Origin of the sequence: Vibrio sp. 99-70-13A1 (assembly GCF_013114625.1) — a bacterium.
Taxonomy (GTDB): domain Bacteria; phylum Pseudomonadota; class Gammaproteobacteria; order Enterobacterales; family Vibrionaceae; genus Vibrio.
In genome coordinates, this window is sequence record NZ_VTXD01000034.1 from 1 (window position 1) to 14,283 (window position 14,283).

The following is a 14,283-nucleotide window of genomic DNA, read 5'->3' on the forward strand; positions in this document are numbered from 1 at the left end:
GATGTGTATAAGAGACAGAATCTAAATGAAAACTATTGTCATTTAGTTACTGTTTGTGTAATCTATTTTGAAATATTACAACACTATATGTGTGGGTATATCTCATTCCATTTGATTTAAACCCTAGTAAATACAAGGTTTATAGCTGTTTTTCCTCTGTTTTAGTCACATCTACCTCTTTTGTTCTACCCCTTTAGGGTAGTTTGATTTCGTAATTGATTTACATCATATTTTCATTTTCTTTCATAATTCATTATTCGCTCAGTTAAGAAATATATAACCTTCAGGAATTCTTATGAGCAAGATGAAGCTAGTCGTAATCGGTAACGGGATGGTCGGTCATCGCTATATCGAAGATTTAGTAGAGAAGACAGATGTCGCTAACATGGACATCACAGTCTTCTGTGAAGAGCCTCGCGTAGCATACGATCGTGTACACCTTTCTTCATATTTTTCACACCACACTGCAGACGAACTTTCTTTAGTTAAAGAAGGCTTCTACGAGAAACACGGCATAAATATGCTGATCGGTGAGCGTGCAATTAACGTTAATCGTGAGAAAAAGACGGTTTACTCAAGCACAGGTCGTGAAATTCAATACGATAAGCTTGTTCTTGCCACTGGTTCTTTCCCATTCGTTCCGCCAATCAAAGGTCACGAAGGTAAAGACTGTTTCGTTTACCGCACAATCGAAGATTTGAAAGCGATTGAAGCAACCGCTAAAAACTCTAAGTCTGGTGTGGTTGTTGGTGGTGGTTTACTTGGTCTTGAAGCCGCTGGTGCGCTAAAAGCACTTGGCGTGACAACACACGTTGTTGAGTTTGCTCCAAAGCTTATGGCTGAGCAACTTGACCTTGCAGGTGGTAACCAACTTCGTCAAAAAATCGAACGTATGGGCGTAAATGTACATACCAGCAAGAACACGCTAGAGATTGCTCCTGAAGGCACTGAAGCTCGTAACGTTATGCGTTTTGCAGACGGAACAGAGCTTGAAACAGATTTCATCGTATTCTCCGCGGGTATTCGCCCACAAGACAAACTTGCTCGTCAAATGGGGTTAGGTATTGCGCCTCGTGGTGGTATCGAGATTAACGATCACTGCCAAACGACAGACAAAGATGTTTACGCAATTGGTGAGTGCGCGTCTTGGAACCAAACGTTTTATGGCCTTGTTGCTCCTGGTTACAAAATGGCGACAGTTGCAGTTGACCACGTAGTAGGTAACGAAAGCACGTTCGAAGGTGCTGATATGTCTGCGAAGCTGAAACTTCTGGGCGTGAAAGTTGGCTCTATCGGTGATGCGAACGGTCGTACTCCTGGTTGTAAGAGCTACGTTTACCAAAATGAAGAGCAAGAGGTTTACAAACGTCTAATCGTTTCTGAAGACAACAAGAAACTGCTTGGTGCGGTAATGGTCGGTGACACATCTGACTATGGCGATCTTCTACAGCTTATGCTTAACGAAATCGACCTGCCAGAACACCCAGATGCGTTGATTCTTCCTGCTCACGCTGGTGGTGAAAAGCCAACACTTGGTGCTGATTCTTTACCAGAAACTGCCGTTATTTGTTCTTGTTTCGATGTAACTAAAGGCAAGATCGCTCAAGCAGTTGCTGAAGGTCACCACACCATTGGGGATATCAAAGCAGTCACTGGCGCGGGTACGGGTTGTGGTGGTTGTATTCCACTTGTGACTTCAGTGCTAAACGCAGAACTTGCTAAAGCGGGTGTGGAAGTGAAGAACGACGTTTGTGAGCACTTTGCTTACTCTCGCCAAGAGCTTTTCCACCTAATTCGAATCGAAGAAATCAAAACATTCGATGAGCTACTAGAAAAATATGGTAAAGGCTACGGCTGTGAAGTATGTAAACCTCTAGCGGGTTCTATTCTTGCTTCTTGCTGGGGTGAACACATCCTTAAGCCTGAGTTAGTGAAGCTTCATGATACCAACGACAACTTCCTAGGTAACATACAAAAAGATGGTACTTACTCAGTTATCCCTCGTATGGCTGGTGGTGAAGTAACGCCACAAGCACTTAGTGTTCTTGCTGATGTTGCTGCTGAATACAACCTATACACGAAGATTACTGGCGCACAACGTATCGGTTTATTCGGTGCTCAAAAAGATGACTTACCAGCAATCTGGAAGAAGTTAATCGCAGCAGGTTATGAAACGGGTCAAGCTTACGCAAAAGCACTTCGTATGGCGAAGACATGTGTTGGTTCAACTTGGTGTCGTTACGGCGTTCAAGATTCTGTTGGCCTAGGCGTGATGATCGAGAACCGTTACAAAGGCATACGTACTCCTCATAAGATGAAGTTTGGTGTGTCTGGTTGTACTCGTGAGTGTGCTGAAGCTCAAGGTAAAGATTTAGGTATCATCGCAACTGACGCAGGTTGGAACATGTATGTTTGCGGTAACGGAGGCATGAAACCTCGTCATGCAGACCTACTGGCAAGCGATCTAGACCAAGAAACACTGTTGAAATACATTGACCGCTTCATGATGTTCTACATTCGTACGGCTGCGCCACTACAACGTACTTCAGTATGGATGGACAACCTAGAAGGTGGTGTTGACTACCTGCGTGAAGTGATTGTTGATAACAAACTTGGCATCAACGACCAGCTTGAAGCTGACATTGCTGGGCTAGTGGGGAACTTTGCTTGTGAGTGGACTGACACTATTAACGACGAAGCTCAACTTAAGCGATTCGCACACTTCATTAATGCTGATGACCGTGATGAAAACGTAGTGTTTGTTGAAGATGGTCGTGAACAACACCGTCCAGCAACATTTACAGAAAAACACCCAGAAGCGAAGGGCGACATCCTTCACGTTGAACTGGTTTAATTGGGAGATTACATCATGGCATTTACTAAAGTTTGTAAGATCGAAGACATTGTTCCAGGTACAGGTGTATGTGCGTTGGTTGCTGGTGAGCAAGTAGCAATCTTCCGCCCAACTAAAGCGGAAGAAGTGTTCGCAATTAGTAATACAGACCCTTTCTTCCAATCAAACGTTTTATCTCGTGGTTTAACGGTTGAACATAAAGGGGAGCTTTGGGTGGCAAGTCCGCTTAAAAAGCAACGCTTTAACCTGGCAACAGGTGTGTGCATGGAAGACGAGCAATTTAGCGTAAAAGCATATAAAGCTCGTGTTACTAAAGGTGCTGTTGAAATTTCAGCATAATCTAAATTCGGCTTTGCTTGAGTTGAGCCAGTTTAAGATTCGATAGTTCAAGGGTTCTAGTTCCAACATTGCCTTAGCTTGGCAACTAGAACCTTTTCCTATCCGATTTTAACTTTTAATTTTAACTTTTTTAAGGACAACATTATGTCTCCTGATTTCAAACCAGCTGAATTCGTTCAAACTATGATCGATGTGGGTGAAGCAAAAACAAAAACAAGTACTCGTGATCTTCTGATCCGAAGCACTATGGCTGGTATTATTCTTTCTCTTGCAGTTGTTGTTGCTATTACAACTATCGTACAAACTGGCATTGGTATTGTGGGCGCACTAGTGTTCCCTGTCGGTTTCGTCATTTTAAGTGTTATGGGTTACGACCTAGTAACCGGTGTATTTGGTTTAGCACCTTTAGCTAAATTTGATAACCGCCCGGGTATTACTTGGGGTCGTATTTTGCGTTGTTGGGGTATCGTTGGTCTGGGTAACCTAATTGGTTCTCTTATTGTTGCGTTCCTTGTTGCAATCTCACTGACTGGTAATTTTTCTCTTGAGCCAAATGCCGTTGCTCAAAAGTTCATTGCGGTTTCTACGGGTCGTAGCCTAGGTTTCGAAAACATGGGAATGGACGGATGGATCACGTGTTTCGTACGCGGTATCTTCTGTAACCTAATGGTATGCCTAGGTGTGATTGGTAACATGACAGCACGCACCGTTACTGGTCGTGTAGCAATGATGTGGTTCCCAATCTTCATCTTCTTCGCACTAGTATTCGAGCATACAGTAGTAAACATGTTCCTATTCCCACTGGGTATGATTCTAGGCGCTGATTTCGGTATCGCGACATGGTTGAACTTCAACCTTATCCCTACAATCCTTGGTAACATCGTTGGTGGTCTACTGTTAACGTGTGTTCCTCTATACTTAACTCATGCAAAGACAGCACCTTCTCTAAACGCTAAGTAAGTTTAGACACGGTAATAATATTCAGTGTGAGTGATAAAGGGCCCCGAACTATGTTTGGGGCTTTTTTATTTTGAACGAAATATCCGCAATAGATTGTTTTGTTATAAATATTTCTATCTTAGTTAGTATTTAGTCAGAATATTTATTCCAACAACTGATAATCTAAGTGTTAAGGACTTGGATAAGCCGCTAAGAATACAGCAGCTTACCGCATAGATTTAAGCTTGATATAAAACAAGCAAACCTTCGGAGCGCAGCATGTCAGAAGTATCGTCATCGAATGTTAAAGAAGAAAACAAAGGATTTGTTTCATTAGTGGGAGCAGGTCCGGGCGACCCAGACCTTCTTACCTTAAAAGCCGCACGTGTAATTCAACAAGCTGATGTGGTGGTTTATGATCGCTTAGTATCGAAAGACATATTAGCTATGGCTAACTCAAAGGCAGAAATGCTGTATGTGGGGAAAAAACTCGATCATCACTGTGTACCACAAGATCAAATCAATCAATTGCTAGTGACTAAAGCACAAGAGAATAAGCTGGTTGTCCGCTTGAAAGGTGGAGACTCATTCATCTTTGGTCGTGGTGGGGAAGAGTGTGAAACTCTAGCAGAAAACAATGTGAGATTTGAAGTTGTACCAGGTATTACTGCTGCCGCAGGTGCTACTGCGTATGCGGGAATCCCATTAACACATCGTGACCACGCTCAAAGTGTTCAATTCATCACTGGTCATCTGAAGAAGGACGGTGAAGATATTGATTGGCGCTCTCTTGCTCAACACAATCACACTATCGTGTTCTATATGGGCCTTAAAGAGAGCCCTAATATTCAGAAAAATTTACTGGATAATGGAATGCGTGCTGATATGCCTGTCGCCATTATTGAAAATGGTACACGCAAAGAACAAAAGGTTTATCGTGGTGGTTTACAAGACCTATCAAGCCTAGCAGCTCAAGCTAAGAGCCCAGCATTAATTGTTGTGGGTAGCGTAGCTCAACTTCATGAAAAACTGGCTTGGTTTAACGAACTGTAAATTGCAATACTAGTTCAGTTCAGTAAATGTAAGCTAAGTGACGCTAATCAATTTAATCAATTACAGCTCAAATATTGCAGTGGCTACTACGTCGCTGCATTTCTTGTTTCCTCATTGGCATTTCATCGATTAAATCAGTTAAACCCTGCCAATTTGTTTCTCCATCCCACCTGTGCTTTTCTTCTCCATCTTTACCTATCAAAATTGCAGTATGTGAGCCTTCTGGGATTTGGTAAATGTGGGCTACAGACTCAATGTTGAATTCTTTATCAAACCACTGAGGCACTGTGTATCCATCTTCTGTAATTACAATGGTTACAATGTCACGCTCTTTGAGCTGGCAGTTATTGATAAGAACCCCTTTAAGAAACGATTTCACCATTGAATCTTGGCTGGGAGCGAAATAGATAACGCTTCTATGTTCTAAATAGTGACCATAAGCTGGGTAACCATTAGCTTGACCTGCATAAAGGCTGACCATGAAAAGACCGAACATTAATTTAACCATAATCTAGCCTCATTAAATTAAAAATAGATATACGTTAAGTGTAGCTAATAGGTTCAATATTGTTCTCGGATACCACATTAGCGAAAGCTACTCGCAATTTTGAGATGAATAGAATAGGGTAGTCACACTCGATTAAAGGCATAAGAATAAAATGGAAAAAGTAGCAATTTTAGTAGATGTGCAAAATGTTTATTACACCACTCGTGATAAATACCGCAGCAATTTTGATTACAACCAATTTTGGTATGTGGCTACGGAAGGACGTAACGTTATAGCCGCTCATGCGTATGCAATTTCGAGTCAAGATCCTAAACAGCGACAGTTCCATCATATTTTGCGTGGGGTTGGTTTTGATGTGAAATTAAAACCTTTCATTCAACGCCGAGATGGCAGCGCAAAAGGAGATTGGGATGTTGGTATCGCATTAGATGCGATTGAGTTAGCAGAACAGGCTGATGTGATTGTATTGGTTTCTGGTGATGGTGACTTTGAAATTTTAGTGGAACGAATTAAAGAACGTTTCAACAAGCCTGTAGAAGTTTATGGCGTTCCTGGTTTAACCGCCCAGAATTTAATCGAATCGGCCTCAAAATTTATACCAATTGAAAAAGACTTACTTTTATAGCGGCATTATCACATTTATCAATTGATTTAAAATTAATGATAATTAAAATGCGAACTATTATTGTTTATATGGTAAGTAACAATGTCTCGCGTATTAGTTGTTGATGATGATATTCAATTATGTGAATTGTTGAGTGAAGTATTAGAGGAAGAAGGGTACCACGTTGATACCGTTCATTGTGGTGAAAGTGCCCTTCAATTCATTCAAAGTAACCCTGTAGATTTAGTATTACTTGACGTAATGCTACCAAACCTAAGCGGTCTTCAAGTTGCACGTCGTATCTGTCAACGATTCGCGACACCTATCTTAATGCTAACGGCTTTAAGCGATGAAGCGTCCATGCTTGATGGCTACCAAGCTGGTGCCGATCAGTACATTGCAAAACCTTTTAAAGTGCCAGAGTTACTTACACGTATTAAAGTGATTCTTCGACGTGTTGCTTTTGAACGTCAAAGGCAATCACTTGCGACCACTGACGAAGGTTTAAACGAGCAATTATCCAGGCTTCCATTGACGGGGACAGAGCAAGATCTTCTCGACTTCCTAATCAAAAATAATGGCGTAGTGGTCTCTAAATCAGACTTACAAGTGAGAGTGCTGAAGAAAGAATTGTGTCCATTTGATCGCAATCTGGATATGCATATTAGTAATATTCGTCGAAAGTTAGTCCAAGCGGGTTTGTCAAAACAACACATCAAAACTGTTCGTGGGAAAGGCTATAGTTACCTAGAAACCGTTGGGGCATAGTTGGAGATGGTTTCTTCTTACTTTCGTTGCCCAAGTTTTATTTCCAAAAGAAAAGACGGGCTGACGTTTCAGCTATTCAGCTACCTCACCGTTATTTTAGTCAGTATCCTTATATTTCAAGGTCTAGCTGAAAAAGCTTTAATGAAAGCCTTACTCAAAGTTCCAGAAGTGGTTAAATCGGAAATGCTTGATTTAGCACATCAAGCGAATGTATTGATTGAAGATGGCGACATGGATGAGCTTGCTGACTGGGGAAATGCGCAAGAATATTATTTGTTCGTATTGGATAATGAAAATCGTCCCATTACTCACAGAGATATGCACCCACACTTTGCCTTCAAACTCCGGTTTCTACGAACGCTTGATCACCAACTTGGTGCCAGAGTCAGTAAACCCATATTTGGGATCCCGTTGATAGAAGGTAAAACACTCGTTGTACAACTTCCTCATCAAGAGCACCCAGCTCAACATTTTGCTTTGTACTTCTCATTGATAAAGGCTTTGATAGCACTTCTGATATTGACTTTATTTTCGATCATTATGGCGAGAAGTTTACAACAGCCTTTAGGGCGATTAAGAGAAGCGAGTAGGCGCCTTGCACAAGGTGACTTCTCTGTAAGTGTGGTTTCAGAACTGAACTCTAAAACAAGAGAGTTTAATGAGTTGGCAAATGATTTTGATCATATGACGAATGAAATCCACTCCCTTGCTGAAAAGCAGCGCCGCCTTATTCGTGATGTATCGCATGAGTTGAGAACGCCACTGGCAAGGCAAAACTTAGCATTGCATCTACTAAGGCGAAAGATTGATGAAGATTCTCAGCACTTATTAGATCGGCTAGAGGTAGAAACGGAGGAGATGAATAACCTAATTGGTGAAATCTTAGAATTTAGCCGTTTGGAAAATTCACGTTATGACGCTCAATTAAAAGTCATGCACTTAGAGCAATACTGCTCTATGCAAGTTGATCAAATGCAGTCAGATCTTAAGGGTGCTCAGACTTTAACAGCTAGCTTATCAACCGATTTATCTGAGGTTGCCTTAGATGAAAGGTTAGTACTGAGGGCTTTAAGTAACGTGATCGGTAATGCGATTAAGTACGCAGGTGAAGACGCGAATATTGTCGTTTTAACTGGTGAGGTTGAGCTTGATAAAGTCTACCGCGTGATTTCAGTAGAAGATGATGGACCAGGTATATCAGAGAGTAAGCTTGTAGACATTTTTGATCCATTTACCCGTTTAGAATCTGCCCGGGATAAACAATCTGGTGGGTATGGGCTTGGTCTGGCGATAGTGAAAGAGGCGATGTTGGTGATGAATGGGTTGGTTATAGCAGAAAACCGATCTCAAGGTGGATTGAAGGTTAATTTACTTTTTCCTAAGAAACTGGACAAAAAGCCAAGTTCAATAACATAGCAAATTCAAAACATAGCCGAAATATACAAATATCATTGTTTAAACTGTCTAAAAGCGCCGATCATGGCGCTTTTTCTTACCTGTCGATATGTTGTTAGTTTCCTATTCTGAAAATTTACATAACTTTACGAATGCAAAGAATGTAAATTTAATGCAAATAGTAATAATTATCACTTATATTTGCGTCCGAATTATTCAGTGGTACCGGAAACGGTGAATCAGGTTAGTAATTAAAGTAGTGAGATTCACTCACCATAAATAAAACAACCTGAACAATAATAAAAGTCGGAGAAAGGACATGTTTTCAAAGAGCCCATTGGCTTTAGTGATAGGCGCCGTATTAGCCTCATCAACTGTACAAGCAGAGACAACAAAAACAGACGAACATATGGTTGTTGAAGGACGTGATTACGGTTACAAAGCCGACACGAACACTACAGCTATGCGCATGGAGGCGACTCAATTAGAGACTCCGGGACAAGTATCCGTTATTGATGAACAAATCATTGATGAACAACGTGCAAGTACGTTGGGTGACGTACTAAAAAATGATGCGTCAATCTCTGCTGGGTCAAAATCGACTAACCGTGAACGTTTTAGCCTGCGTGGTTTTGAACTGCAAAGTAGTTCGGGCTATTTGAGAGATGGTGTTCAGCATTGGTCTCATTACCGTCAACCTGTTGAACTTCTTGAGCGTGTTGAGGTTCTTAAAGGTCCTGCTGGTCTTCTTTACGGTAAATCTGCACCAGGCGGCTTAGTAAACATGATTGCTAAGAAACCGACTTACGATACAAAAATTAATATTAGCCAAGACATTGGTTCTGATAATTACTCACGTACAACTGCTGATGTGAGTGGTGCACTGAATGATGATGAGACACTAAGAGCTCGTGTTATTGTTTCAGAAGAAAACCAAGATTCATGGCGTACACGCTTTGATGGCACAGATGTGGAAACAGAACGTTTTGTTGGTGGTCTATTTGTTGATTACGATATTAACGACGACATCATGCTTTCACTTCACTACGATCGCACACAAGAACTTGGTGATTTAGATAATGGCTCAAAGATTGATACCTCTACTGGTAAAGCTATTGATCCAAGCATTGTAAATGATCAACGCTTCGCACAAACAGACAATGATGTAGCAAACTACGGGGTTGCTGTAACTGCTAACCTAACTGATACATGGTCAGTTAAAACAGGTATTAGCCGTCAGTTCTATGAGCGTCAACGTACAGAATCAAAGAATTCTCTAAGTCAGACGGGTACAGACTACGGTTATAAAGTCTCCGATCGTCACGATGAATGGACATTTGATACCGCTTATGTGGACTTTACTGGTGATTTTGATGCACTGGGTGTTAATCACCGTCTGTTAGTTGGTGTTAATGGTCTTCATTACGACTACAAGCGCCTATATGCTTCAGGCTATGCTTGTGTAAACGCAACAGAAGCTGATGCTATTAAAGAATGTGGTAATGGCTTTAACATGCCGTCTGATATTAGCTACAAGAACGACACATCTGTATCGCATTCAGAAAGTAAGCACTACGGGCTATACGTTCAAGATTTAGTGACAATCAATGAAGAATGGCAAGTTCTTGCTGGCGCTAGATTCGCTTACGATAAGACGATTAGCAGCAGCGATAAAGAAGAAAGCTACAACAATATTCTACCTAAAGTTGGTTTAATTTATGCCCCAGCTTCTAACGGTTCAATATACGTAGTTTATTCAGAAAGTTTCGAACCAGTAGGTGAGATCACTGATCAAGACGATGTGAACTTTGGTCAGGATCAGGATGCTAAAAAAGGTACCCTTTATGAGCTAGGCTCTAAGTGGGAACTGTTTGATGAGCGTTTATTCGTTTCAGGTGCTCTATTCCAAATCACACAGTCAAATATGCAAGTGACTGAAGATCTAGACCCTGCAAACAATAACGGCAAAGATGCACGTACTACTCAAGTTGGTGAGCAGGTTCATACTGGTGCGGAGCTTTCAGCAACAGGTTATGTAACTGACGCATTCTCAGTAAGCGCATCAACAATGTTCTTAGATGCTGAATACAAGAACGATCCAGACCTTGAAGGTAAGACTCCTGCAGACGTTCCTGAATTTACGGCAAGCATTTGGTCGACTTATGCTTTCAATAACGGTACTGATGTTAACTTAGGTCTATACCATGTAGGTGAGCGATACACTGACAGCTCAAACTATTTCAAAAAAGATGCTTATACTCGTGTTGATATGGGTGTTTCACACACATTGAAATATGATGAAAACCTAGACTTCGTTGCTCGCTTAAATGTTGAGAACTTGTTTGATACTGACTATCTAGAAGGTGGCAGTACAAGTGGCGTAGTAGTTGGCGAAGGTCGTAACTACATGGCAACATTACAAGTGAAATATTAATACTTAGTAATGAAATAATAGGGGAGAGCAATGCTTTCCCCTTTTGTGATTGTGCTAAATCAAAAAAATATGATATTAAGTTATGGATGTTATTGATAATGAGAGTGCTTATCAATAAACTTCATATGGACCTCTTCTTCTCAAGTAATTGACTATAACTATGAACTTTTTAAAAACGAGCCTAGCGCTTCAAGTTATTCTTATCAGTGGTGGCATGATTGCGACAAATGCGGTGGCGAATAGCCTAGACCAAGCGCAATCTATTCAAAATAAAACCAATAACGCATCTGCATCCAGTCAGAAAGTGATCAGCAAAAGTTCTGAAGCAACATTAGTCTTGAAAGCTGAGATTGAGCGCTTACAAGAAGAAGTGAAGAATCTAGAAATTTATCATGACCACCTTGCCGCTCTTGTGAATAGCCAGAATCAAGAAGCAGCCAGTATCGATGCTCAAATTGATCAAATAAAATATACACGACAAGGTGTTGTACCTTTGATGTACCAGATGATCGATGGGCTGCATGTCATTGTTGAACAAGACATGCCAATTAAAAAAGAACAACGTTTAGCGCGAGTAGAAAAACTTCAATCTATGATGGTTCGTGCTGACGTTAGTGATGCAGAAAAATATCGCCGTATTTTAGAGGCTTACCAAATTGAAATGGACTACGGCATTAAGCTAGGTGTTTATCAAGGACGTATGACATTGAATGGTGGAGAGTCGGGTAACGAACAAATTATCGAAGCTGACATACTGCATCTAGGCCGAACTTCTCTTATCGCTCGTAATTTGAATGGCAGCCAGTATTGGTCTTGGAATCAGACATCAAAACAGTGGCTTGAGCTAGACCCTTCTATGAAAACTGATTTAGATAAAGCTTATGACATTGCAGGTCAGCAAGCCGCACCGAGTTTAATCACTTTACCTGTCTCTCTTATTACAGCGGAGGTGAAGTAACATGAACCTTAAGTCTAAATCTATCTTCTCTCTTAAGCCTCTTGCTGCTTTATTATGCGCATTTTCGCTTTCATTTTCTGTTATCGCAGCAACAAGTACATCTGCTGATCTTGCGAATAAAGCTGCTGCTGAAAACAAGGCTCAGGCTCGTCACAATATTCAGCGAGAAGCGGAGTTCAAACAGACAGAAAAACAACTTTTAGCCTTGAAATTGAAGTTAGAAGTAAAGCAGAAAACAATCCAGCAACAAACAGATGTGTTGACTCAAACGTTTAGTGAAAACGAAAATAAACTAGCACGTCTTGAAGAAAAACTGCGTTTAGAAACGGGCAGCTTAGGTGAGCTGTTTGGTGTCGTTCGCCAAAATGCAAAAGAGCTTGGCGCTGAATTACATAATACAGTTAACAGTGTAGACCGCGGTGTTCATACTGACACGGTTGATCAAATCATTGACGCTAAATCATTACCTTCAATGGAACAGTTAACTGGCTTATGGCTAAGTATGTCAGAGCAAATTTCTGCCAGCCGTGAGTTGGGTAAAGCTCAAATTTCATTTATCGATGGTAATGGTAATACGTCTCAGGTTGAAGCTTATCGCCTAGGTTCAATTGGCTTAGTGACAGAGCAAGGTTACGTAAGCTGGAATAGCAAACGAAATGACGCCATTGCATACATGAAGCAGCCAGATAACGGACCTGTTATTAGCTCTCTTTCTTCACTATCTGCCGGTGACACTACTAATATAATCATCGACCCATCCCGTGGCTTCATGTTGGAGCAACTCGCATTAACCCCAAGTTTGCAAGATCGCCTTCAAGCTGGTGGTGTTGTAGGTAAAGTCATTCTTGGTTTACTTGCGATTGGTCTCCTTATTGCTCTTTTCCGTGGTGTTTCGCTAGCGATTGCCCGTCAAAAAATTCGCTCACAGCTTAAGAAGCCAGATCAACCAGGAAATAACCCATTAGGTCGTGTACTAGCGGTTTATGACAAAGAGCAGAATAGAAGTGTAGAAGCGCTTGAGCTGAGATTACTTGAAGCTGTCGTTGATGAACAAACTCATTTAGAGAAAGGTTTATCAATGCTTAAGCTATTAGCGGCATTAGCTCCAATGCTTGGCTTACTTGGTACTGTGACCGGCATGATCGAAACATTCCAAGTGATTACTCAATTTGGTAATGGTGATCCTAAAGTGATGGCTGGTGGTATCTCTATGGCGCTTATCACGACGGTACTTGGTCTAGTTGCAGCAATGCCACTTCTGCTCGCGCACAATATCTTAAGCACACAAGCTGAAAATATTCGTAATATCCTCGAAAAACAGGGTATCGGTCTAGTTGCTGAGCAAGCTGAAAAAACACCACAACCTGAAGCTTCACTATCAACTGTTGGGACAGCGGCGTAATGGGTATTTCATTGGGGATCTCAATTTTGTCGAGCTCCATCATTCCAAATGCCTTAATACCGGACGTATTGCTCACGAGCAATTGGCTGCTTTCATTAAATCATTTTATGGAGCAGGGCGGTTTTGTATTGTGGTGGCTAGCGGCGGTTGTCGTGGTTTACTGGCTGCTTGTGGTAGAGAGAGTATTGTATCTGACGCTCTATTTTCCAAAGCAACGGAAACAATGGATTAGCCAGTGGCATGCTCGAAATGACCAGTCATCTTGGCATGCTAAAGCTATACGTGAAGGTTGGTTAGGGCAAGCGAGTATGCTACTCAATCAAAACCTGAACTTTATTAAACTGCTGGTTGCGATTTGCCCAATGCTTGGTTTATTAGGAACGGTTACGGGAATGATTTCCGTCTTTGATGTGATGGCTACGCAAGGCAGTAGTAACCCGAAACTAATGGCTTCAGGAATTTCTTTAGCGACACTACCTACGATGGCGGGAATGGTTGCGGCATTAGCTGGAATGTTTGTTCATGCACGCTTAGCAAAGGTGTGCTCTCGTTTAGAATTAAAATTAGAAAAATCACTAAGGAGTCAACAATGAGACTCGGCAGACGTCAAAACCGAAATGAAGAGGCTCAAATTGACCTAACTTCTATGCTTGATATCGTATTTATCATGCTGATTTTCTTTATTGTAACGAGTTCATTTGTACGTGAGTCTGGGGTAGAAGTAAATCGCCCTCAGGCTTCTAATGTTGTTAGCCAAAAAGATGCGGGCATTTTTGTTGCGATTACTTCGACAAACGACATTTTTATTGATAAGCGCATGATCGACGTTGAGCGTGTTCAAGCAACACTTGAGCATTTATTACTAGAACAACCTGATGCTTCGTTAGTTATTCAAGCGGATGAGCATGCATATAATGGGACCGTTGTTAAAGTGATGGATGCCGCGAAAGGCGCAGGCGTGAAAAATATAGCTTTAGCGGCAGAGAAACGATAATGATCTTTTATTCAAAAATTCGATCCGCCGTTATA

Annotated in this window: 13 protein-coding genes; 12 read left to right on the forward strand and 1 reads right to left on the reverse strand. The window is 41.3% G+C overall.

Annotated elements, in window-relative coordinates:
• Nucleotides 1-295 precede the first annotated feature (295 nt).
• From nirB to cobA, 4 genes are all read left to right on the forward strand, one after another.
• Entirely contained in the window at nucleotides 296-2,854 is a 2,559-nt protein-coding gene (gene nirB, locus F0226_RS18010) for a nitrite reductase large subunit NirB (protein WP_171736932.1), read from the forward strand.
• Between the two features lie 15 nt (nucleotides 2,855-2,869).
• Nucleotides 2,870-3,193: a nitrite reductase small subunit NirD gene (gene nirD, locus F0226_RS18015; protein ID WP_137374329.1), complete on the forward strand. Its 324-nt coding sequence runs from the start codon at nucleotides 2,870-2,872 to the stop codon at nucleotides 3,191-3,193.
• Nucleotides 3,194-3,337: 144 nt separating this feature from the next.
• Complete coding sequence (locus tag F0226_RS18020) at nucleotides 3,338-4,153, forward strand: formate/nitrite transporter family protein (RefSeq protein ID WP_171736933.1); 816 nt, start codon at nucleotides 3,338-3,340, stop codon at nucleotides 4,151-4,153.
• 258 nt (nucleotides 4,154-4,411) lie between these two features.
• Nucleotides 4,412-5,185 carry a uroporphyrinogen-III C-methyltransferase gene (gene cobA, locus F0226_RS18025; protein WP_171736934.1) on the forward strand — a complete coding sequence of 258 codons (774 nt, stop codon included), beginning with the start codon at nucleotides 4,412-4,414 and terminating at the stop codon, nucleotides 5,183-5,185.
• Nucleotides 5,186-5,252: 67 nt separating this feature from the next.
• On the opposite strand, the gene F0226_RS18030 is transcribed toward cobA, so the two are convergent.
• Nucleotides 5,253-5,666: a DUF4174 domain-containing protein gene (locus F0226_RS18030; RefSeq protein WP_253820856.1), complete on the reverse strand. Its 414-nt coding sequence runs from the start codon at nucleotides 5,664-5,666 to the stop codon at nucleotides 5,253-5,255.
• A 178-nt stretch (nucleotides 5,667-5,844) separates the two neighbouring features.
• Here F0226_RS18030 and F0226_RS18035 point away from each other — a divergent pair, with 178 nt between their 5' ends.
• The 8 genes from F0226_RS18035 to F0226_RS18070 all read left to right on the forward strand — a co-directional run bounded on the left by F0226_RS18035 (nucleotide 5,845) and on the right by F0226_RS18070 (nucleotide 14,248).
• Complete coding sequence (locus F0226_RS18035; RefSeq protein WP_171736936.1) at nucleotides 5,845-6,318, forward strand: NYN domain-containing protein; 474 nt, start codon at nucleotides 5,845-5,847, stop codon at nucleotides 6,316-6,318.
• Nucleotides 6,319-6,399: 81 nt separating this feature from the next.
• Nucleotides 6,400-7,065: a response regulator transcription factor gene (locus F0226_RS18040; RefSeq protein WP_171736937.1), complete on the forward strand. Its 666-nt coding sequence runs from the start codon at nucleotides 6,400-6,402 to the stop codon at nucleotides 7,063-7,065.
• Nucleotides 7,066-7,071: 6 nt separating this feature from the next.
• Complete coding sequence (locus tag F0226_RS18045; protein ID WP_171736938.1) at nucleotides 7,072-8,481, forward strand: sensor histidine kinase; 1,410 nt, start codon at nucleotides 7,072-7,074, stop codon at nucleotides 8,479-8,481.
• Nucleotides 8,482-8,779: 298 nt separating this feature from the next.
• On the forward strand, nucleotides 8,780-10,894 hold the full coding sequence (locus F0226_RS18050) for a TonB-dependent receptor (protein WP_171736939.1): 2,115 nt from the start codon (nucleotides 8,780-8,782) through the stop codon (nucleotides 10,892-10,894).
• Nucleotides 10,895-11,054: 160 nt separating this feature from the next.
• Nucleotides 11,055-11,852 carry a DUF3450 domain-containing protein gene (locus F0226_RS18055; RefSeq protein ID WP_171736940.1) on the forward strand — a complete coding sequence of 266 codons (798 nt, stop codon included), beginning with the start codon at nucleotides 11,055-11,057 and terminating at the stop codon, nucleotides 11,850-11,852.
• A 1-nt stretch (nucleotide 11,853) separates the two neighbouring features.
• Nucleotides 11,854-13,254 (forward strand): MotA/TolQ/ExbB proton channel family protein, encoded by a 1,401-nt coding sequence (locus F0226_RS18060; RefSeq protein WP_171736941.1) that lies wholly within the window; start codon nucleotides 11,854-11,856, stop codon nucleotides 13,252-13,254.
• On the forward strand, nucleotides 13,254-13,847 hold the full coding sequence (locus F0226_RS18065; protein WP_171736942.1) for a MotA/TolQ/ExbB proton channel family protein: 594 nt from the start codon (nucleotides 13,254-13,256) through the stop codon (nucleotides 13,845-13,847). Before F0226_RS18060 ends, F0226_RS18065 begins: the two co-directional genes overlap by 1 nt.
• Complete coding sequence (locus tag F0226_RS18070) at nucleotides 13,844-14,248, forward strand: biopolymer transporter ExbD (protein WP_137374318.1); 405 nt, start codon at nucleotides 13,844-13,846, stop codon at nucleotides 14,246-14,248. Before F0226_RS18065 ends, F0226_RS18070 begins: the two co-directional genes overlap by 4 nt.
• The last annotated feature ends 35 nt before the right edge of the window (nucleotides 14,249-14,283 follow it).

Bases quoted from the DNA above. Each gene is read 5' to 3' on its own strand.
- F0226_RS18065 (WP_171736942.1), top strand. From the start codon at position 13,254: ATGGGTATTTCATTGGGGATCTCAATTTTGTCGAGCTCCATCATTCCA.
- F0226_RS18020 (WP_171736933.1), top strand. From the start codon at position 3,338: ATGTCTCCTGATTTCAAACCAGCTGAATTCGTTCAAACTATGATCGAT.
- nirD (WP_137374329.1), top strand. From the start codon at position 2,870: ATGGCATTTACTAAAGTTTGTAAGATCGAAGACATTGTTCCAGGTACA.
- nirB (WP_171736932.1), top strand. From the start codon at position 296: ATGAGCAAGATGAAGCTAGTCGTAATCGGTAACGGGATGGTCGGTCAT.
- F0226_RS18050 (WP_171736939.1), top strand. From the start codon at position 8,780: ATGTTTTCAAAGAGCCCATTGGCTTTAGTGATAGGCGCCGTATTAGCC.
- F0226_RS18060 (WP_171736941.1), top strand. From the start codon at position 11,854: ATGAACCTTAAGTCTAAATCTATCTTCTCTCTTAAGCCTCTTGCTGCT.
- F0226_RS18030 (WP_253820856.1), bottom strand. From the start codon at position 5,666: ATGGTCAGCCTTTATGCAGGTCAAGCTAATGGTTACCCAGCTTATGGT.
- F0226_RS18035 (WP_171736936.1), top strand. From the start codon at position 5,845: ATGGAAAAAGTAGCAATTTTAGTAGATGTGCAAAATGTTTATTACACC.
- cobA (WP_171736934.1), top strand. From the start codon at position 4,412: ATGTCAGAAGTATCGTCATCGAATGTTAAAGAAGAAAACAAAGGATTT.
- F0226_RS18055 (WP_171736940.1), top strand. From the start codon at position 11,055: ATGAACTTTTTAAAAACGAGCCTAGCGCTTCAAGTTATTCTTATCAGT.
- F0226_RS18040 (WP_171736937.1), top strand. From the start codon at position 6,400: ATGTCTCGCGTATTAGTTGTTGATGATGATATTCAATTATGTGAATTG.
- F0226_RS18070 (WP_137374318.1), top strand. From the start codon at position 13,844: ATGAGACTCGGCAGACGTCAAAACCGAAATGAAGAGGCTCAAATTGAC.
- F0226_RS18045 (WP_171736938.1), top strand. From the start codon at position 7,072: ATGGTTTCTTCTTACTTTCGTTGCCCAAGTTTTATTTCCAAAAGAAAA.